Raw genomic sequence first — 18,265 nt, 5'->3', positions numbered from 1 at the left:
CCGACCACTCCAATGTCCGAATGGACTAGGGGTGGTCGGTTTTTTGGGTTTTGTTCTACTCGGCTTCCCGATACAAACGAAGCAGTTCCGTAAAATCAGAGATCAGTACATCTGATCCTGCCAGTTCTTCGTCCCGTCCGAACCCTGCATAGGCACAGCCGATAACGGTCTGGTTATTCATTTTGCCTGCCTCCACATCCGAAGAGCGATCCCCTACCATCCATGCATCCTGAATCCGATGCTTCTCAAGCAGGATCTGAACCAAGTTAACTTTGGAAGCGGTCTTGTACTGTCCAGCACTATACACGCCTTCAAAGAGCGGCATGATCTCATGGGCGAAGGCCACGCCTTTGACATAGTCCTCCAGCCCGTTGCTGGCGACAAACAACCGCACACCCTGTTCTTTCAACGCTTTCAGCGTCTCTTTTACTTGTGGGTACAGCTGCGAGCTTCCCCCATCCAACCCTTCAATCTCCAACTGAAGCAGCAATTCGTCTGCACGTCGATGGGCCGCAACTGAAGCTTCGGGCATAACCACTTTCCATATATCCTCTAGCAACATCCCCAGGCTTCCCAGCATTCGTTCTTCAGGAGGAGTCTCTCCCTCAAAATGCCCTTCGGCCCGCAATGTATCAAACAGCTGATGATAGGCTGGCAACAACAGAGTTTCCGTCTGAAACAAAGTACCATCCATATCAAAAATCATCGCTTCCGGTTTACGCAATACCGTCTCTTTTGTCATGTCCAATGTTCCTTTCGGATTGGGATATGTATTCGGAATCGTTCCCCTTCCATGATAAACATAAACGTTTGGCAGTGTAAACCGCGCAATGTAAAACATCTGTATCGTCGACGCCATACAAAATCCACAAACATTATACTTAAATTAAACAAACTATATACAAGTAAACATCCTTTAAGTATAATACTGAAAATAGTTCTTTAGACACCACACCTAAAGGACTATAATAGCTATTGTTCAAGTTTTTTCGACAAATACATATACCCCAAGGAGAGGCATAACAAACATGAAAAAGCACAGGACCTTCAAAATTTTTTATAAGATTGGTTTAGGTTATTTGCTCGTACTCGCGGTGCTCGCTGGCTCTATTTTATTGATTCAAAACAGTATCAGCCAGTTGCAACGAGAACTGGACTTTCTGGTGGATCACGATATGAAGGTACATGATCTAACCTATGAGATTGAAAATATTATGGTGAACATGGAGACAGGACAACGAGGTTATGTAATTACAGGACAAGAAAACTACCTGGACCCTTATAACACAGGCGTTCAACAGAAGAATATACTCAAGGATCAGCTTGCGGTGCTTGTCTCGGATAACCCGGCACAGCAGGCACTTCTTGAAAAAATTTCAGCTAAAATGGATGACTGGATTCAAATCGCTGGCGAACCGGTTATTGCGCTTCGAAAAGCGAATGATATGGCGGCGATAAGGCAATTTTTTGTGGAGGACCCCGGCAAGAAGGATATGGATGAGATTCGCGGTTTATTGAATACATTTCGCACCAATGAGCTGGCGTTGACTGAAAATCGCACCGAAGCGCTGAAGCAAAAGAACAAAATTTTGAACTGGGAGCTTTACGGAGCGCTTATCGTTGTGGCCTTGATCTCGATCTTTGCAGCCTTGATTCTATCCCGTTCCATTGTAAAAAACATCCGAACAGTAATCCGCGCGCTGAATGACATCGGCTCCTCCAATGGCGATCTGACACTGCACATTGCCACGCCGATGAAGGATGAAACGCGGGAACTTGCGGAGGCAGCCAATACGATGCTCCTTGGTTTGCAGCAGATGATGCTGGACGTCCAAAGCAACGCTACCACCCTGAACGCCGCATCTGACCGGCTGGATAAAGGCGTGTCCGACAGTCATCTGGCTGGAAAAGAGGTTGCCGCAGCCATGGAACGTGTGGCCGAAGGCGCAGATGAGCAGGTTGCACTTACACAGACGATGGTTGCCGCCATGGAACAATCCCTGACCGGACTCAACCGGGTTGCTGGCTCCGCATCGGAGGCTGCTGAACGCGCTGTACGCACAGAGTCCATTGCACTCGATGGACAGCAGCGAATTAATAATGCGGTTGGCAAAATGGGGACCATCGAACAATCCTTCCTGTCTGTTCAGGGAGCCATTCATGAAATATCCAAAATGTCCGATCAGGTCATCAACATTGCCGATTCCATGTCAGGCATTGCAAGACAAACGAATCTACTCGCGCTCAATGCCGGAATTGAAGCGGCGCGTGCAGGGGAGAATGGACGCGGATTCGCTGTAGTCGCTGGCGAAATTCGGAATCTGGCAGATCAAAGCGCCACCTCTGCCAAAGAAATTACAAGCATTCTGGAGACGGTCGTAGCTGGTATACAGAGCACCGTTCATGAAGTCGAAGGCAGTACACAGCATGTCAGCGAAGGCTTACAGACGATTGAAGACGCGGGCCAAGCCTTTGCGAATATTACGCAGCACATTCAAGACCTCAGCGCTGAGATGCTGGATGTATCCGCTGTGGTTGAAGAGCTCACCACAGGCAGCGAAGCAGTAATGACATCCATTAACGAAGTATCAGCCGTTGTAGAGGACACCGCATCTGCCACGGAGGAAGTATCGGCTATGACCGAGGAGCAGCTTGCGTCGTTACAGGAAATGGCGGATACGTCCAAGCAATTGAACGAAATGTCAGATGCGCTTGATCAATTGGTTAACCGATTCAAGCTGTCCTGACCCTATTGATCAGTCCCAGATAACACAAAGAAGCAGATCCCACTCTATAGGGATCTGCTTCTTTTTTTCAAAATGAAAGAACATTTAACATGAATCCTTTTCTAGCTCAGTACCTTTTTCGATCAGGATTGATCCGGATTACGCAGCGCTTCAAGGACAAGCTGTGCATGATAGCCATCGTTGAAATCGTATATTTTGGCAGGTTGGCCTTGAATACGGGCAATGACGTGTTTAAGTACAGGCAGCTGGCTTAAGGATTCATCTACTTCGACGGGAACAAGCGGCTCTCCGATGCGCCCACTCCATAGTTGGTCCCAGTTTTCCAAGGCAATCGTTCCTTCTGTACCGTAAACCACCATGGATACACGCTCTTCACCTGCAAAATGAGCAATCCCATTTAATTGAATTCGGGTTCCATCCTCTAGCTCCATCGCGGCCTGAATTTCATGTTCACATTCACCTGTATTTTGAGGAAATTGAACCTCACTGTTAATCACACGGATAGCACCAAACACATTTTGGATCATATGAATCCAGTGGATTCCCACTTCAAGAATGAATCCGCCCTGCTCGCGGCTGGTAATCCAGGCATTTTGCTGCCACGCTCGTGGCCACTGAGGGAATTGCAGAATCAGATCGATTTTGCGAATCTCACCAATCGTTTCCTGACGAATCAGCTCTTGCAATTTCACTACTGATGGTTCATGCGGCATGGAGAAATGAATTGCATGTACTACACCAGCCTTCTCGGCTGCCTCGAGCATTGCTCTAGCTTCCTCCACGCTATTGGCCAGTGGCTTCTCACAGAATACATGAATCTTGCGCTTTAATGCCTCCATAACGACTGGATAATGATATTTAGGTGGAACTGCTATGTACAGCAGATCAACCGGATGTGTGTCGAGCAATTGCTTGAAATCCATATACGTCTTCGTCTCCGGATGCGAGGAAGCAAACGATGTCAAATTTTCCTCACTGGAATCGCACACTGCTACAATCTCTACTTTTTCGGATAGTTCTGCCTCTGTTGCCTGATGTATCATATGTATTCCCATTTTGCCCAGACCAATTACGGCCATTTTTATCGTTGTCATTCAACTCACTCCCATCGAATTTCAGTATAACAGAAAGCATAATATTGCCAATCCTTGCACGGATACGAAATGGAAAGCATACGCTTCTAATTTGATCTACACAAAAAAATACATCATATTATATATTATTTTACATTTAATTCTATAAATATTGTTTATAGGTAATTCGTTGCAGGAATATATAACCAATTTATTTTCTCATATGGGACAAGACATTAAGCGTTTCCAACCTAAGAATCAGGAACTTATACTCATAAAAGCGGTTGACAAAAAACCACAAAAAAAGCTACTCTTCCTATTAACAAGGATTTATTTCCTTTTACAACCTTAGACAACGACATACACTCCAAAAATGGAACTTGACCTGTGGGTCCAAAAACCTATTTTGTGAAGCGAGGTGTCCCGCATGAGAACAGTTGCGGACTATTTGGCAGAAGCTCTGCGTAATTTAGGCGTTACTCATGTCTTTGGTATTATCGGAAAATCCATCTGTCCTGCTGTCCTGAAAATGGTCGATTACGGTTTGGAATTCATTCCAGGTCGCCATGAATCCAGTTCAGGCTTTGCCGCATCGGGCTATGCCCTCCAAACAGGGAAACTGGGTGTGGCCTTCGCCACTTCTGGTCCGGGCGGAACCAACTTGCTCACCGCTGCAGCCCATGCCAAGGCCAATAATTTGCCCGTCCTGTTTATTACGGGTCATCAATCCATTCAGGAATTGGGGCTTCCGCAATGTCAGGACTCTTCTTCCTACTTGGCTGATCTGGCGGAGATGTTCCGTCCTGCCACGCTATTCAGCAAACTGGTGGAGCGTGGTGATCATTTCAGCACCATATTGAATCACGCCCTTTCCATTGCACTCGGTCCCAACAAAGGGCCCGTCCATCTCTGTCTTCCTTTTGATGTACAAACCGAACAGCTTGCTGACTTTCGGGTTGTCATCCCGGAGCCAGAACCCCTGATTAGCGTATCCAACTTGAATCGTATCCTCCCCTTACTTCAACAGTCCAGTCATCCTTTAATTATTGCAGGCAAAGGCGTCAGCCGCGCCAGAGCCCATGATGAATTGCTCCATTTTGCCGAACATTTCAATATTCCTGTCATTACTTCTCCTGGCGGAAAAGGTGCCATTGCTTGGGATCATCCCCTATATCATGGGCCCTGCGGTGTTGGTGGCTTCCCTCATGCAGATGAACTACTGAATCAAAGTGATCTCTATATCGTACTCGGTTCACGTCTAAGTGATATGACGATCTGTAATTTGAAGCCTGAGAACCATCCTGCACATCTGATTCAATTCGACGCTGATCCTACATTCGTTGGTAAAATACTTAACGCTCAAACCTTACATATCACCGGAGACTTGAAGGACAACCTGCAGTTTTTGCTCGGTACACTGACAGAACAACCTATTGTTCCAAAAGAAACGACAACTGTAGATTACACCGTACCTCTCCCGGATCTGCCGAACCTGTCCCTGGCATCCGTGCTGGAAGAAATGAGTGAACTGCTTCCATATGATCATAAGCTGTTTGTAGATGATGGTAGTCATGGTTTTCATGCCGTTCAACGATATAAAGTCAAGAAACCCGGCAGCTTTGTGTTTGACGCCTACTTTGCCTGCATGGGTAATGCCATCGGCATGGCTATTGGGGCCAAGACTGCCGCACCGGAAGAAACCATCGTATGCATTACAGGTGACGGATGCTTCATGATGCTTGGAACCGAGATTAACACTGCTGTATGCAACAATCTGCATGTCATCTTCATCGTCGTGAACAATAAACAGCTGGATATGGCACTGAAAGGCATGGAAAAAACAACAGGCCGGATCGATGGCACCTTGTACGAGGTTCCCGTGGATGCGGCAAAGTTTGCGGAGTCTCTCGGCGCTGTTGCTTTCCGGGCGGAAACACGGGCCGAATTCACATCTGCTCTACAGACCGCGCAGCAGCTGAACCAAGTTACTGTAATTGAGCTTCTTACCGATCGCGACGAGATTCCACCCACGGCTCACCGTACCGTGACTTTGAATTAGGAGGAACATAGGCATGAGTGAACAAGTAACTCAAGGATTGGAGCGTTTTGCAAAGCTTTCGGGTGAATATGGTGCAAAAGCATTGGCACCCATTAAGGATCAGTTCCCTGAGCTCGCCGAGTTTATTATGGGAACGGCTTACGGTGATATTTTTCAACGTACCACTATTACCGATCAATGGAAGGAAGTTGCGATTATCTCCTCACTGATCTCACAAGGGCAGTATGAGCAGTTGGGGGTTCATTATACGATGGCGCTAAGTGTCGGTGTAACTGTAGATCAGCTCAAAGGAATTTTGCTGCATCTGGCACCTTGTGTTGGAGCACCGCGGATCATCAGTGCTTTTAATATATTGCTCGCTACACTGGATGAAATCCAATAATTCACTCTTCTACATTTTTATACACGATTCGACTTTTTTATTGATCTTATTACATCTCTACCTTTATAATATGGTTAAATTATCCTTCGAATCCGCCTACATCTCAGAAGCATTCAGCGAGGGCCTCAAGGCCTATGTCTTGGTGAGCGGGATAGCCTTAACTCATTTAAAGGAGAGATAACAATCATGGGAAGTTTTATACTGAATACTGACGTTCCGAACAAGGTGTTGAACATTGAACTGGAGGGCTCTTTCTCTCAAGAAGACGGTTTACGTTCCATCTCGGCATATCAGGACACGATCGCTCCGATTAACACCAAGGAGTATGAGCTGAATATTGATTGCAAAAAGTTGAATGTTACCGCTCCGGAAATTGTGCCTCTTCTCGAGGGCTGCCTGCAGATGTTCAAAAAAGATGAATATAAAAAAGTGGTGTTGACGCTTGAGAATAATGCCATTCTGAAAATGCAGCTGTCCCGTCTTGGACGGTCTGTCGGACTGGAAAATCTTGAGATCATCTCCACGGTTACGACCTAATAAACCAGGCGGACAAGCTGAGGGTTCACCCATCCGCTCAGAAGGAGAATGAAGATGGCTGGAATTCGTATTGTAGATATCGATATCTATCATCCAACGAACAAGGTGGGCAATGACTTTTATATTGAACATTTTGATGCAAGAGGTGTAGATATTCGGGGATTGTTAAAGGCACTTGGGCGTGATACACGTTACAAAATTGACAACGATGATGAAAACTCACTAAGCATGGCCTTTGAGGCCGCCAGTAATTTGCTCGAAAAGACCGGACTCACCGGTGCCGATATCGATCTGATTGCTTATGCAAGTCAAACGCCGGAATACATCTTTCCTACGAATTCCTTAATGATTCATCGCCTGATTAACGGGGCATCCCATACGATCTGCATTGATAGCAATGCCAACTGTGCGGGCATGACCGCAGCCTTTGAACAAGTTAGCCGTCAGATGATGAGCAATCCCAGAATTCGTCGTGCTTTGATTATTGGCTCGGATTACGTGGCTCCTCACGCCAGTCCGGATGATCCTGTATACTTCGCGAACTTTGGGGACGCAGCAGCAGCTGTCATTGTTGAGCGGAATGAGCAGGCTGTCGGTTTTATTGACTCGATCTATCAGACCGATACCTGTGTGTACGGCAATTCTCTTTTCCCGGCACAAGGTCTTGCAAAACTGGGCCAAACCGGTGTTGACGCGGGAGCCTTCCATGTCAAATTCATACCGTTTGATGATTCCATCTGTGTAGGTGCAGCCTCTGAATCGATTCGAACTTTGCTGAGTCGTAACGAGATAGGAGCCGACGAGATCAAAGCCGCTTGTTTCTCCCAATTATCTATTGGCAATATACGTGCTGTATCCGAAAACATTGGCATTGGCGAAGATATTGCCGTCTACATCGGAGACGAGTTCGGGTACACCTCAACCAGCAGTCCGTTTATTGCATTACATCGAGCCATTACATCCGGCCAAATTCAGCGTGGTGATAAAGTGCTGTTCTGGACAGTCGGAGCTGGGTGGCAAAATGTTGCCATGGTCGTTGAATACTGAGAGCTTGACACGGAATTCCAAAAAGCAGGGCAGCCTTTTTTAACAAAAAAAGGATGGTCCTGCTTTTTTATTATTTTATATTTGAATGATAACTTACATTGGATAACATTCCATCCCCATTACTTCAAAACCAACGAGGAGCATGCTCTAAACGTTCCTTTCATCGCAAAAACCGCTCCCTTTGCAGAGAACGGCAATGAGAATGATATGTTGTCCTCATCAGAAAATCTTCTTTGTCTCCCGATCATCCTTAAGAATCTCGACTGCCTCACGAAAACGCAAGGAATGCACAATCTCCCGTTCCCTCAGAAACTTGAGACTGTCCTGTAGATCCACGTCATCCGTCAGATCGATCAACCACTGATATGTAGCCCGAGCCTTCTCTTCCGCTGCAATATCCTCGTACAAATCTGCGATTGGATCCCCTTTCGAAGCAATGTAGGCTGCTGTAAATGGTACACCGGAAGAATTCGTATAGAACAAAGCAGAATCACGCTGTGCATAGTTCGGCCCAAGCCCCGCTGCTTCCAGTTGCTCCACAGTCGCATCCTTTGTCAGCTTGTAGATCATTGTTGCAATCATCTCAAGATGAGCAAATTCCTCCGTCCCTATATCATTCAACAGCCCGATAATCTTGTCCGGAATTGTATACCGCTGGTTCAGATACCGCAGGGCAGCCGCCAGTTCTCCGTCTGCGCCTCCATACTGTTCAGCCAGCAATTTCGCCATATGAGGATCACATTTGCTAACCCGAACGGGATATTGCAATTTTTTCTCATACACCCACATGCAGACGCCTCCTCTTTTAAATCAAATCCTACCTGTTACGATCCCTCGAGTTCCCGGCCTGGAACGACTGCAAGGAAACCCGAGGATGTTATCTCACACTTGCCAAGGCCATGGTGTCTGGGACCATTCCCACGGATATTTGGAGAAAGCATGCCCAAAGTTCATCAGCGGTCCGTACAATTGCTGAAACTCATGTGCCACTCTCATCCGCTCCTGGCTGAATTTGTTGTATTGCTCGATGCTTTGATAGTCGCCCGGGTGGGTGTCCAGATACAGATTCAGCTCAACCAATACAAAATCCAGGGCCTGAAGTTCCTCCAGCAGCTCATAGTATTTTGCATCACAGGCTTTGGGTGCTTCAGGTTCCATCTGCTTCCACCTTCCTTCCCTTCGAGCTCGCAGGTGTATAAGGACTGTATAAAGCAGGCCACAACGTTCCAATTCTTAAAGCTTCTGCGGGACTGTACTGCGGCCAGCCCATCGGCTGAAATGGGATAAACAATTGCGGAGGAACCAGGTACGTCCGAATCGTCTTCGGTGGACATGGATCAAACGGCCCCACAAAAGGGGCGTAAGCACGAAGCTGCGGATCTGACACAGAACAACGCCTCCTTCATCACTGATTTGGTACATTCGACATCCCTACATTACAAGCTTTCATTTCCCGTCTCTATAACCATATGTCGCTGTCCCCCAAGTTAATCCCATATTTAGCGGAACGCAAAAAAAGACCTTCGAACAACTTCCCCCGCTGGGCAGTGTCCAAAGGTCACTTCATTTGATATGGCGGCATAAGCATCAATGATTGTTTCATCAATACTCAGTCCCTGTTACGTTCACGATCATCATCCTGCATCGAACCTGGTTCCTTTTCTTCCATTTCCACCTTATCTTCTTCAGGATCGGGTCGCTTATATACCTTCACACGGGTAATTCGGAGACGGGTAGATTCTTCCACTTCAAAGACATAACCGTTTTGCTCCCGTGTTTTACCTTTGACCGCGCTGCCTTCCAATTCCTTGAATAGCCAGCCGCCAATCGTATCAACTTCCTCATCCTCAATGACAGCTCCTGTCCATTCATGGACCTCTTCAATCAGGGAACGACCATCGATGGAAAAGGCTTCTCCACTGCGCTCCATATGCGGACGTTCGTCTTCGAACTCATCATATAGATCACCAACGATCTCTTCCAAAATCTCTTCAGCAGTCAGCAAGCCGGCTGTACCGCCATATTCGTCGACCACCAGCGTCATCTGGGAGTGCTTTTTCTGCATCAAACGAAGTACATGACTGATCTCCATCGATTCAGGAACATTCAGAATTGGTCGAACAAGCGCAGCCAGATCATGCTGCTGGGCTGGTTCAGCGAGAAGCAGATCGGTAATGTGGATAAATCCGATAATCTCATCCTTATCCTCAACAGCTACAGGGTAACGGGAATGCTTCGTTGCATTAATGATTTTCAGGTTTTCTTCCAGCGACATATGAGTGTACAGACAGTCCATATCCGTACGTGGCAGCATAATTTCGCGTGCCAGCATATCGGAGAAATCAAAGATGTTATCCATCAGTTTGATTTCATCCTTGTCGATAACACCACTCTTCGCACTTTGCTTCATCAAGATGCGAAGCTCATCTTCCGAATGGGCCTCCCCTTCGCTGGCGGGTTCAATGCCCGCCAAACGCAGCAGTGCATTGGCTGATACGTTCAGTACCCAGATGAATGGGAAGAAAATTTTATAAAATAACAGCAACGGTGCGGATAGCAACAAAGCCACTCCGTCTGTTTTTTGAATCGCCAGAGATTTGGGCGCAAGCTCACCCAGCACAATGTGCAAAAACGTAATAATACAGAAACCAATGATGACCGATACCGTGGATATAAGTCCTGTATCCGCTACACCAAGCTTGAACATTAGAGGTTCGACCAGCAATTCGGAAATGGCCGGTTCACCTAGCCAACCAAGCCCCAGCGATGTCAGCGTGATTCCGAACTGGGTTGCCGATAGATAGGCATCCAATTTACCATTCACCTTCAGTGCATAACCAGCCAACTTATTCCCTTCACTCTGTAATTGAGTGAGGCGTGTTTGTCTAACTTTGACCAGAGAAAATTCCGCTGCGACAAATACACCATTCAAAAATACGAGCAGAAACACACAGACCAGATTAAAAACCAACTGCCCAAGATGAAATTCGGTATGAATACCCAAGTCGAAACTCCCCTTTTCTCTCTATTTCAGGAATACACCTGGAATATCAACGTGTAATTGCTTTTCTCGATTTGAAATCCACACCTTTATAATACATATCTGCCACCAGCAGATTCGGACCGCAGCAAGAAGCAGCATCACAATGACAGTTCACTGTCTGATTCAAAGGATGTTCCGCCGACCACTCATGGAATACGTCATCCAGCTTCCGGTCACGAATGTTGCCAAACGCCGGGATGTCGGCAAAATCGGTAACATACACGTTCCCAGTGAACATGTTCACGTTAACGCGGTTACGACCATCGGGATCATTACGAACCGTCACTTTAGGCTCGCTATACAGGCGGTTGATCAGTTCGCGATCCTGCTCTGCTGCACTGCATGCGAAGAACGGAAGTGTACCAAACAGCATCCACATATCCTTGTCACGCACATCTAACAAACGATGAATTGCTGCTCTCATATGATCAAGGGAAAGCACCGGCAGCGAAGAAGCAAAATTCGAATTATACATCGGATGCACTTCATGACGGACACAGCCCATCTCACGGATCAATTGATGAATGCCCTCAAGCTTGTCATGAGTACGGAAGTTAATCATGGACTCCGCAGAGATAAACATGCCCGCTTCACTGAGTTTTTGGGAATTTTCAATCATTTTCTCATACATCTTCACCGCGACTTCCCGTTTTACAGGTCTACCACTGTTGGCAAACCCAACTTGGTGAAAGTCATCGGCATTCAGATAATTGAATGAGATATGCATAACGTCCAGATAAGGCAGAAGCTGCTCGTACCGACGGTAATCCAGCGTCAGATTGGAGTTAATCTGGGTACGAATGCCCCGTTCCTTGGCATATTTGAGGAGCGGAATGATCATCTCATCCACGGTCTTCTGGCTGAAGCTCGGCTCACCACCCGTCAGACTGATCGTCTGAAGGTGCTCAACCTCATCCAGCCTTTTAAGCATCAAAGGCAGCGGAAGCGCAGGTGCTTCGCGCATCGTTAACATATCTCCTACCGCACAATGCTCGCAGCGCATATTGCACAGATGAGTCACGGTCATTTCTACACTGGTCAGCACATGGCGTCCATATGTACGCAAAGAGCCGATCGGATCCCAAGGATCATTAGTCGGCGATAAAGGCATCGGTTCTACCGATCCTGAGTTTAGCATGGTCATTGTTCTTCACCTTATTCCTTTTATTAACCTAAAAAGTTTTATTTACAACATACCCCGTCTGCAACTTTTGGAGTTATCTTTAATCATAGCACAATTTCCTGTGCTCTGGCATGAGCATGCTCTGTCCATTACATGACAAAAAACGCCCGCGTAATATCAAGGCCTTGCTGGCCCGGATATTACGAAATGAGCGTTGACCCATTCTCCATTTGACGTCAGGATATCAAAATAATTCGCCACGCGCTGAAGCTGGCGTAGCGTCTTCCACACCCTCAACACCTGTAATCATAACAGACAACGCTGTAGACAGATCGATCTCGTAGGGTGCACTTAATGTCTGTCCGTCAGCATCCTTGAGAACACGAATACGTGGTCGTTGCGGAATGCGCGTATGGATGTCTGCAACAACCCCGACCTCCCCTGTACTCAGCGTGACGGAGATACCTAAGGGATAAATGGCTACGCAGTCACGGAACTTCTCCAGCATTCGCTGTTCATATAAAGTTCCTGAACCCGTGTATAATACTTCCACAGCTTGATGTGGCAGCAAAGCTTGTTTATATACCCGATTGGTTGTCATCGCATCATACGAATCGGCAAGAGCTAGCCATTTGGCGTACTCATGAATCTCTTTGTCTTTCAAACCAAAAGGATAGCCGCTGCCATCAATCCGTTCATGGTGTTGTAATGCGCAATGGGCAGCAAGGAGCGGTATACCCGGTTCGTCTTTGAGAATACGATGTCCATATGTAGTATGCTGCTGTATGATTTTAAATTCCTCATCGCTCAATTTGGCAGGCTTGTGCAGAATTTCTGGAGCAATCTGTGTTTTTCCAATATCATGTAACAAGGCACCCAGACCAATCTCCATTAATTGCTGGCGGGTATAACCCGATGCCACACCAAGAACCAGCGTATACACACATACATTAAGAGAATGATTATACAGGTCAAAATCACTGGCGTTCATATCCATAAGCATAATCATTGCTTCCTTCTGACTGCCGATGTCCTCCAGAATCGTATTCATTAACCCGCTAAGTGCTTTTCCAAAGTGTGGGATTCGGCTTTTGGTTTTGAGACCCGACATACTCTGAAACTGCTGTTTGATCTCAACTAACGCTCTGCGCCTGGTCTCTTCCTGCAGCATATCCGGAATGATGATATCCTCTGTTGCTGCATCCGAAATATACACATATCCAATCCCCAGGTCCTTCAGACGTCCAATCAACCGACTGGTCAGCTCCACTCCCTCACTGAGCAGAACCAAACCCTCTTCACTATAAATTCGTTTCCCCAGCTTCATGCCAGGCTGCAATAGGTTTATATGTACTAAACGCACAGCCTATCCTCTCCCGCTCCGTAGATGTAATTTCCACTAGCCGCCGCTTCAGCAGAAGGCAAGTACTTGTTAGATTTTATGCCAACGGGATCGCAGGCTGTCATCCAGCGCCCCAGGCCTTTTTAATTCCGTTTCGAGCAGGTCACGTATGAATTCAGGAAGTCGATACGATATATCCGTTCCAAGAGCAAGGGACGGATATCCCACGTTAAAGGTAAACATGTCGAGTGTTCCTACCACATATTCATGTTCATCATGAACCGGCTCGCCCTCAATATATATGGCACGGATTTTCTCATATGGAGGCGAATGGGGGTCATACTCCACATCCATACCATCCATGCACAATGTTCCTAAAATATCCCCACGAAATCCAAACCCGATAATCGGTTTACGTGAAAACTCTGACAACAGGGACTGCTCCAGAGCCTCCCGAATCTGAATTCCATTCAAGCATATTGTACAGGCATTAATGGGAGATGGACATAGGGAATGTAACATTCCCTTCGTGATATTCCCCTGCGGAAGATTTCCAAGGAGCTGCCCGGCGTTAACAAGAGACAACTGCGCTCCAGTGAACTGCCGAACTGCCTGGGCAAGCAATGACGCAAACGGTGACTCATGATCGTAATCAATGGTCAGCGTCCTGTCCGTAATAACGGCTGTTTGGCCCAGCGCACGCTCAGCTTCCGTCCGGTGTGTATCTATAGCCAGCGATACGCTTTCTTCGAGCAACATGTTCTGGACCGGAACACAGCCGCTGCTCACCAGTGTAAGTTCATTCGCTTCATATTCCCGCTCCAGTACCACCTTACCGAGCCACTGGCCAAACTTGCCTGCCGCTCCAAGCACTGTCTGACCAATGATTAATGGTTCTTCCAGTACATGATGTGTATGTCCGCCCAGAATGACATCGATGCCCTGGATCTGTTCGGCCAATCTGCGATCTGTGGAAAGCCCCAGATGAGACAAAATAACGACTACATCCACCTGAGGACGCAAAGCTTCAACTTGCTCACGCAGCGTCTCTACCGGGTCCAATACATCCCAACCCAACAATTCATAAAAAGCGGTAAAGGGTGCTGTAGCACCAAGCAAACCGATGCGAAAAGGCCCCTTCTCCAAAATGAGAGAGGATTTCATCCAGACAGGTGGCAGGCCTGTAGCCTGTTCCACAACATTTCCACATACAACAGGACACAGAAGTCCAGAGTAAGACTGTGCCAGTTGCTCGGATGTAAATGTTAGTCCTTCGTTGTTCCCGATCGTTACCGCATCATAACCGGTCAGGTTAATGACATCCACGTTGGCTGCCCCCAGGGTACCCTCCGTCTCAACTGCCATCCGGTCCATATGATCTCCGATATCCACTACCAGAAATTCTCCAGCCTGTTCCTTCTCGTATCCGATCATGGCGGCGATGGAGCTCATGGAACCAAAATGACTATGAATGTCATTGGTGTGTAGAATCGTTAATGTTTGCGCCTTCTTGGTGCTCATCACACCGCCTCCCTCATATCGTCGATAACGTACATTCCTCTAATGGATAAGCATAACATTTTCCGCGTCGTTATGATATATTTATAGGGTTTAGAGATTAAAAAGAGGTGAGTAATTTCCATGAAATTAACAATTCAACTATTTGCAGGAATCGCTGAACGTCTGGGCACATCCCTGCTTGAATATGATTATCCCGGAACGGATCCAACTCCTGTGCAATTAAAAGAAAAACTGGGCCTTGCTTACCCTGAAGCGGCTGCTCAAATACGTGTTTCTTTTCTTGCAGTAAACCAGCAGTATGCTTCTGCCGATATTATAATCAAGGCCCAGGATGAACTGGCCTTAATCCCCCCCGTATCGGGAGGAGATGGTTCCCATTTGAATGGTGACGGACATCGTTCATCCCATCCTGAGCATCGTACGGATGACGGATTATTCCTGATCACCCAGTCCCCACTATCCGTGGAAGCTACAACGGAACTCGTCATTACGGCAAACCATGGAGCAGCCCTGACCTTTGTTGGCACCACCCGTGAAATGACCGGACAACAACGAACGGTTCATCTTGAATATGAGGCCTATGTACCTATGGCACTTTCTCAGATGGCAGCTATCGGTAGTGAAATCAATGAACGCTGGCCAGGCGTAAAATGTGCGATTAGCCATCGGATTGGGAAGGTAGACGTAGCAGAGATCAGCGTCGTTATTGCCGTTTCCTCCCCTCATCGCAGTGACTGTTATGACGCAAGCCGTTACGCGATTGAAAGACTCAAACAGAATGTACCCATCTGGAAAAAAGAAATATGGGAAGATGGTTCCGAGTGGAAAGGTCATCAACTAGGACCCTGGAACCCCACAGACAATTAAATAACTAGTCATTCGACCTGTTCGACGGGTGATGAAATTAGTAAATAAGTCGTTGTCAACCCATTTTTTTCTTGTTATTATAATCATATATGTCGATATTAGTCGAGGAAAAGGTGGTTTATACGTGAGAGTGCATGTTACTGATCTTAAAACTGGCGACCTGTTAAAAAATGATGTGTACAACAGTTCGGGTCTCCACATGCTGATGAAAGGTTCCACACTCAGCGACGATGATATTGCCAAGCTGCTGCAGCACGGAATCGATTACGCAGATGTAGAGCATACAACATCTGACCTCCACTCTGATGCACAAACCTTACCTTCCGATCAAACCCGTCTGTTAACTAACCTGTTTAACGATACGATCAAAGGTACAGAATCTCTGTTTGGACAAGCGATGGAGAAGGGTTTTATTGATGAGACTCAGGTCGATGAAATACTGATAACCCTAACGGGACAGCTTGAAAAACAAAAGGACGTTGTCTCCTTGCTGCTGATGCTTGACGGGGATAACGACTATACCTACAACCATTCCTTACAAGTCGGAATGCTCGCTTTTTATATCGCCGGCTGGATGGGCTACAATCCTGAGGAGTGTCTAACCGTGGCCAAAGCAGGATATCTTCACGATATTGGCAAGTCCAAGATTCCTTCTGAAATTTTACATAAGCCGGGCAAGTTAACGCCGGAAGAATTCGAAGAAATGAAGAAACATACGTTATATGGTTATGAGATTGTCAAAGAGTCCACTCAGGACGAGATCCTTGCAACCGTTGCCCTCCAGCATCATGAGCGCGAGGATGGAAGTGGCTACCCTTACGGACTGAAAGGTGACGAGATTCATCCATTTGCCCGTATAACGGCTGTAGCCGATGTGTACAGCGCGATGACGACTAATCGGGTGTATCAGACCAAGCAGGAATTAATCTCCGTGCTATGCGAACTGTACAGCCTCAGCTTCGGCCAGTTGAATGCTGAAGTTACGCAGGAACTCATCAAACACATGCTACCCAATTTTATTGGCAAAAGGGTTCTGCTCACGACCGGCGAAACCGGTCTGATTATCTTGAATAACCCTGCGGATTACTTCCGCCCACTCGTTCAGACCTCCACAGCCTTCATTGATTTAGCGAAGGAAAGAGATGTAGCTATCGTTGAAATTTATATCCAGTAACCATTAGTATTTAGGTATGCGCAGCAGCAGTTAGAGTAACCCAAGCTCAAGTGAACTTCTTACACGGTTATATTATTTGACGCAAAAAAGGGGAGCCGTTAAGGCTTCCCTTTTTGAATACCGATTTGTTCATATCATATTAAATAAAGAATGCTTTAGTGATGATAACCAACAGAATGAACAGTACCAAGATCGCACCCGTGTTTGTGAACATATTGTATCCGCCTACGCCGCCTACGTTGCCCCCACAGCCATATCCTACTTCGCTCATGTGATTGCCTCCTCTTCATCAGGTATACCCTAACATATGACGTTTGCGTTGGGATGAACCGGGCGAACTGGAAACATTCAATAAATGGTTGTCTGCCTGCTTTTGCCTAAATCAAGCTTCACGTATACTCCTGATCTGTTCGTTAACTTGAGGAACTGGAAGAGACCGTGATTCCCTTCTCCTTACGATACATGATGACAAGTAATCTCCAAAAGTCATAACTGCCCGTATCGTTCATTATATATGGTTGGTAGTAATGATAAGCTTCCTCAGCCCAAGACGGACAAGCCATACTGGAAATGCTTTTCTGCTGCTGAATCCAGGCTGACTGGGATTCCAGCATCTTCTCCATCGCTGTTAATCGTGCCCTTTCCTCCGTCGTCATTGGGGTCCCCTCCTGTCCTTCAACCGTCGAACTATATTCAGATTTCAAATATATCCCTGGATCAACAACACCATTTTCACTAGCCGTGTATCCATACGAAGGGGAGCTCGTTTTGCGTACCTCATAATGAACATGCGGACCCGTGCTTTCACCCGTGCTCCCCTGGTTGCCAAGAAGCTGTCCTTGTTTCACTTGCTGTCCAACTTTCACTGCAATTCGGGAAAGGTGAGCGTAACAATGCAAGTAGCCCCTATGATCCTGCACTGCAACCGTAAGCCCGTAACCGCCGAATCCTGAGCCTGTAGCCCCTTCCGCAGCAAAACGTACAGTCCCGTCCATAAATGCATGTATGGGCCCATTCCATGGCTCTGTGACGAGATCGATTCCACGATGAAATGTCTGACCACCAGAAATAGGATGAATTCGATAGCCAAATGAACTCGTAATCCGATATCCCTTAAACGGATTTATGCTCATGTATTCACATCCTTTTCTATCATTAGATGCTTAAATCTAGTAAATGGCTTGTGCTATTGATCTTATTTTATTACAAATAAACCCAGGATAGAGCATCCCAGTTCGTTTCTACTGCAATAAAAAAAGATCGAGGGATAAACTCCCTCGATCTTTCTTGATATGTTATTTAGTTCACGTGAAACTGATTCAGCACAACTTTGCCACAATCAGAATCGAC

The 18,265-nt window shown here is 46.6% G+C and carries 18 protein-coding genes; 7 read left to right on the top strand and 11 right to left on the bottom strand.

Annotation, left to right across the window (positions count from 1 at the left end; all coding sequences use genetic code 11):
- Positions 1 to 55: 55 nt before the first annotated feature.
- The gene (locus tag BLV50_RS15960; RefSeq protein WP_063564342.1) at positions 56 to 742 is read right to left on the bottom strand and encodes an HAD hydrolase-like protein; all 687 of its coding nucleotides are present in this window, start codon (positions 740 to 742) and stop codon (positions 56 to 58) included.
- 286 nt (positions 743 to 1,028) lie between these two features.
- On the opposite strand from BLV50_RS15960, the gene BLV50_RS15955 reads away from it, so the two are divergent.
- Entirely contained in the window at positions 1,029 to 2,747 is a 1,719-nt protein-coding gene (locus tag BLV50_RS15955) for a methyl-accepting chemotaxis protein (protein WP_090808727.1), read from the top strand.
- A 122-nt stretch (positions 2,748 to 2,869) separates the two neighbouring features.
- Here the strand turns inward: BLV50_RS15955 and BLV50_RS15950 are convergent, their stop codons facing one another.
- Positions 2,870 to 3,841 (bottom strand): Gfo/Idh/MocA family protein, encoded by a 972-nt coding sequence (locus BLV50_RS15950; protein ID WP_090808725.1) that lies wholly within the window; start codon positions 3,839 to 3,841, stop codon positions 2,870 to 2,872.
- Between the two features lie 406 nt (positions 3,842 to 4,247).
- On the opposite strand from BLV50_RS15950, the gene BLV50_RS15945 reads away from it, so the two are divergent.
- From BLV50_RS15945 to BLV50_RS15930, 4 genes are all read left to right on the top strand, one after another.
- Positions 4,248 to 5,879 carry a thiamine pyrophosphate-binding protein gene (locus BLV50_RS15945; RefSeq protein WP_063564301.1) on the top strand — a complete coding sequence of 544 codons (1,632 nt, stop codon included), beginning with the start codon at positions 4,248 to 4,250 and terminating at the stop codon, positions 5,877 to 5,879.
- A gap of 13 nt (positions 5,880 to 5,892) precedes the next feature.
- A complete protein-coding gene (locus BLV50_RS15940; protein ID WP_024629113.1) occupies positions 5,893 to 6,261 on the top strand; it encodes a carboxymuconolactone decarboxylase family protein in 369 nt (122 codons plus the stop codon).
- 186 nt (positions 6,262 to 6,447) lie between these two features.
- Complete coding sequence (locus tag BLV50_RS15935) at positions 6,448 to 6,798, top strand: hypothetical protein (RefSeq protein ID WP_063564300.1); 351 nt, start codon at positions 6,448 to 6,450, stop codon at positions 6,796 to 6,798.
- A 54-nt stretch (positions 6,799 to 6,852) separates the two neighbouring features.
- Positions 6,853 to 7,845, top strand: coding sequence for a 3-oxoacyl-[acyl-carrier-protein] synthase III C-terminal domain-containing protein (locus tag BLV50_RS15930; RefSeq protein ID WP_063564299.1), 993 nt, complete (start codon positions 6,853 to 6,855; stop codon positions 7,843 to 7,845).
- 219 nt (positions 7,846 to 8,064) lie between these two features.
- Here the strand turns inward: BLV50_RS15930 and BLV50_RS15925 are convergent, their stop codons facing one another.
- The 7 genes from BLV50_RS15925 to BLV50_RS15895 all read right to left on the bottom strand — a co-directional run bounded on the left by BLV50_RS15925 (position 8,065) and on the right by BLV50_RS15895 (position 14,874).
- Complete coding sequence (locus tag BLV50_RS15925; protein ID WP_063564298.1) at positions 8,065 to 8,634, bottom strand: manganese catalase family protein; 570 nt, start codon at positions 8,632 to 8,634, stop codon at positions 8,065 to 8,067.
- A 93-nt stretch (positions 8,635 to 8,727) separates the two neighbouring features.
- On the bottom strand, positions 8,728 to 9,003 hold the full coding sequence (locus BLV50_RS15920; protein ID WP_063564297.1) for a spore coat protein CotJB: 276 nt from the start codon (positions 9,001 to 9,003) through the stop codon (positions 8,728 to 8,730).
- Positions 8,993 to 9,232: a spore coat associated protein CotJA gene (locus BLV50_RS15915; RefSeq protein WP_063564296.1), complete on the bottom strand. Its 240-nt coding sequence runs from the start codon at positions 9,230 to 9,232 to the stop codon at positions 8,993 to 8,995. The genes BLV50_RS15920 and BLV50_RS15915 overlap by 11 nt, the downstream gene beginning before the upstream one ends.
- A 222-nt stretch (positions 9,233 to 9,454) precedes the next feature.
- Positions 9,455 to 10,843, bottom strand: a complete 1,389-nt coding sequence (locus BLV50_RS15910; protein ID WP_371121669.1) for a hemolysin family protein — start codon at positions 10,841 to 10,843, stop codon at positions 9,455 to 9,457.
- A gap of 52 nt (positions 10,844 to 10,895) precedes the next feature.
- The gene (yfkAB, locus tag BLV50_RS15905; RefSeq protein ID WP_090808721.1) at positions 10,896 to 12,032 is read right to left on the bottom strand and encodes a radical SAM/CxCxxxxC motif protein YfkAB; all 1,137 of its coding nucleotides are present in this window, start codon (positions 12,030 to 12,032) and stop codon (positions 10,896 to 10,898) included.
- A 223-nt stretch (positions 12,033 to 12,255) separates the two neighbouring features.
- Complete coding sequence (locus BLV50_RS15900) at positions 12,256 to 13,374, bottom strand: HD-GYP domain-containing protein (RefSeq protein WP_063564294.1); 1,119 nt, start codon at positions 13,372 to 13,374, stop codon at positions 12,256 to 12,258.
- A gap of 69 nt (positions 13,375 to 13,443) precedes the next feature.
- Positions 13,444 to 14,874 carry a bifunctional metallophosphatase/5'-nucleotidase gene (locus BLV50_RS15895; RefSeq protein WP_090808718.1) on the bottom strand — a complete coding sequence of 477 codons (1,431 nt, stop codon included), beginning with the start codon at positions 14,872 to 14,874 and terminating at the stop codon, positions 13,444 to 13,446.
- A gap of 120 nt (positions 14,875 to 14,994) precedes the next feature.
- Between BLV50_RS15895 and BLV50_RS33680 the strand changes: the two genes are divergently transcribed.
- Both BLV50_RS33680 and BLV50_RS15885 read left to right on the top strand, forming a co-directional pair.
- Complete coding sequence (locus BLV50_RS33680) at positions 14,995 to 15,741, top strand: molybdenum cofactor biosynthesis protein (RefSeq protein WP_090808716.1); 747 nt, start codon at positions 14,995 to 14,997, stop codon at positions 15,739 to 15,741.
- Positions 15,742 to 15,865: 124 nt separating this feature from the next.
- Positions 15,866 to 16,915: an HD-GYP domain-containing protein gene (locus BLV50_RS15885; RefSeq protein WP_079697685.1), complete on the top strand. Its 1,050-nt coding sequence runs from the start codon at positions 15,866 to 15,868 to the stop codon at positions 16,913 to 16,915.
- A 139-nt stretch (positions 16,916 to 17,054) separates the two neighbouring features.
- On the opposite strand, the gene BLV50_RS33105 is transcribed toward BLV50_RS15885, so the two are convergent.
- Both BLV50_RS33105 and BLV50_RS33675 read right to left on the bottom strand, forming a co-directional pair.
- Positions 17,055 to 17,186 carry a YjcZ family sporulation protein gene (locus BLV50_RS33105; protein ID WP_211754048.1) on the bottom strand — a complete coding sequence of 44 codons (132 nt, stop codon included), beginning with the start codon at positions 17,184 to 17,186 and terminating at the stop codon, positions 17,055 to 17,057.
- Between the two features lie 142 nt (positions 17,187 to 17,328).
- Entirely contained in the window at positions 17,329 to 18,048 is a 720-nt protein-coding gene (locus BLV50_RS33675; protein ID WP_090808714.1) for a M23 family metallopeptidase, read from the bottom strand.
- Positions 18,049 to 18,265: the final 217 nt, after the last annotated feature.

The sequence above is a fragment of the Paenibacillus sp. 276b genome (assembly GCF_900107875.1).
GTDB lineage: Bacteria > Bacillota > Bacilli > Paenibacillales > Paenibacillaceae > Paenibacillus > Paenibacillus marchantiae.
The sequence above is the reverse complement of the archived record's forward strand: the minus strand, read 5'-3'. Positions and strand labels throughout refer to the sequence as shown.

What these genes read in the sequence shown, in the direction of transcription:
- BLV50_RS15945 (WP_063564301.1), top strand. Translation starts at nt 4,248, where the DNA reads ATGAGAACAGTTGCGGACTATTTGGCAGAAGCTCTGCGTAATTTAGGC.
- BLV50_RS15930 (WP_063564299.1), top strand. Translation starts at nt 6,853, where the DNA reads ATGGCTGGAATTCGTATTGTAGATATCGATATCTATCATCCAACGAAC.
- BLV50_RS15940 (WP_024629113.1), top strand. Translation starts at nt 5,893, where the DNA reads ATGAGTGAACAAGTAACTCAAGGATTGGAGCGTTTTGCAAAGCTTTCG.
- BLV50_RS15925 (WP_063564298.1), bottom strand. Translation starts at nt 8,634, where the DNA reads ATGTGGGTGTATGAGAAAAAATTGCAATATCCCGTTCGGGTTAGCAAA.
- BLV50_RS15895 (WP_090808718.1), bottom strand. Translation starts at nt 14,874, where the DNA reads ATGAGCACCAAGAAGGCGCAAACATTAACGATTCTACACACCAATGAC.
- BLV50_RS33675 (WP_090808714.1), bottom strand. Translation starts at nt 18,048, where the DNA reads ATGAGCATAAATCCGTTTAAGGGATATCGGATTACGAGTTCATTTGGC.
- BLV50_RS33680 (WP_090808716.1), top strand. Translation starts at nt 14,995, where the DNA reads ATGAAATTAACAATTCAACTATTTGCAGGAATCGCTGAACGTCTGGGC.
- BLV50_RS15935 (WP_063564300.1), top strand. Translation starts at nt 6,448, where the DNA reads ATGGGAAGTTTTATACTGAATACTGACGTTCCGAACAAGGTGTTGAAC.
- BLV50_RS15950 (WP_090808725.1), bottom strand. Translation starts at nt 3,841, where the DNA reads ATGACAACGATAAAAATGGCCGTAATTGGTCTGGGCAAAATGGGAATA.
- BLV50_RS15960 (WP_063564342.1), bottom strand. Translation starts at nt 742, where the DNA reads ATGACAAAAGAGACGGTATTGCGTAAACCGGAAGCGATGATTTTTGAT.
- BLV50_RS15920 (WP_063564297.1), bottom strand. Translation starts at nt 9,003, where the DNA reads ATGGAACCTGAAGCACCCAAAGCCTGTGATGCAAAATACTATGAGCTG.
- BLV50_RS33105 (WP_211754048.1), bottom strand. Translation starts at nt 17,186, where the DNA reads ATGAGCGAAGTAGGATATGGCTGTGGGGGCAACGTAGGCGGCGTAGGC.
- yfkAB (WP_090808721.1), bottom strand. Translation starts at nt 12,032, where the DNA reads ATGACCATGCTAAACTCAGGATCGGTAGAACCGATGCCTTTATCGCCG.
- BLV50_RS15955 (WP_090808727.1), top strand. Translation starts at nt 1,029, where the DNA reads ATGAAAAAGCACAGGACCTTCAAAATTTTTTATAAGATTGGTTTAGGT.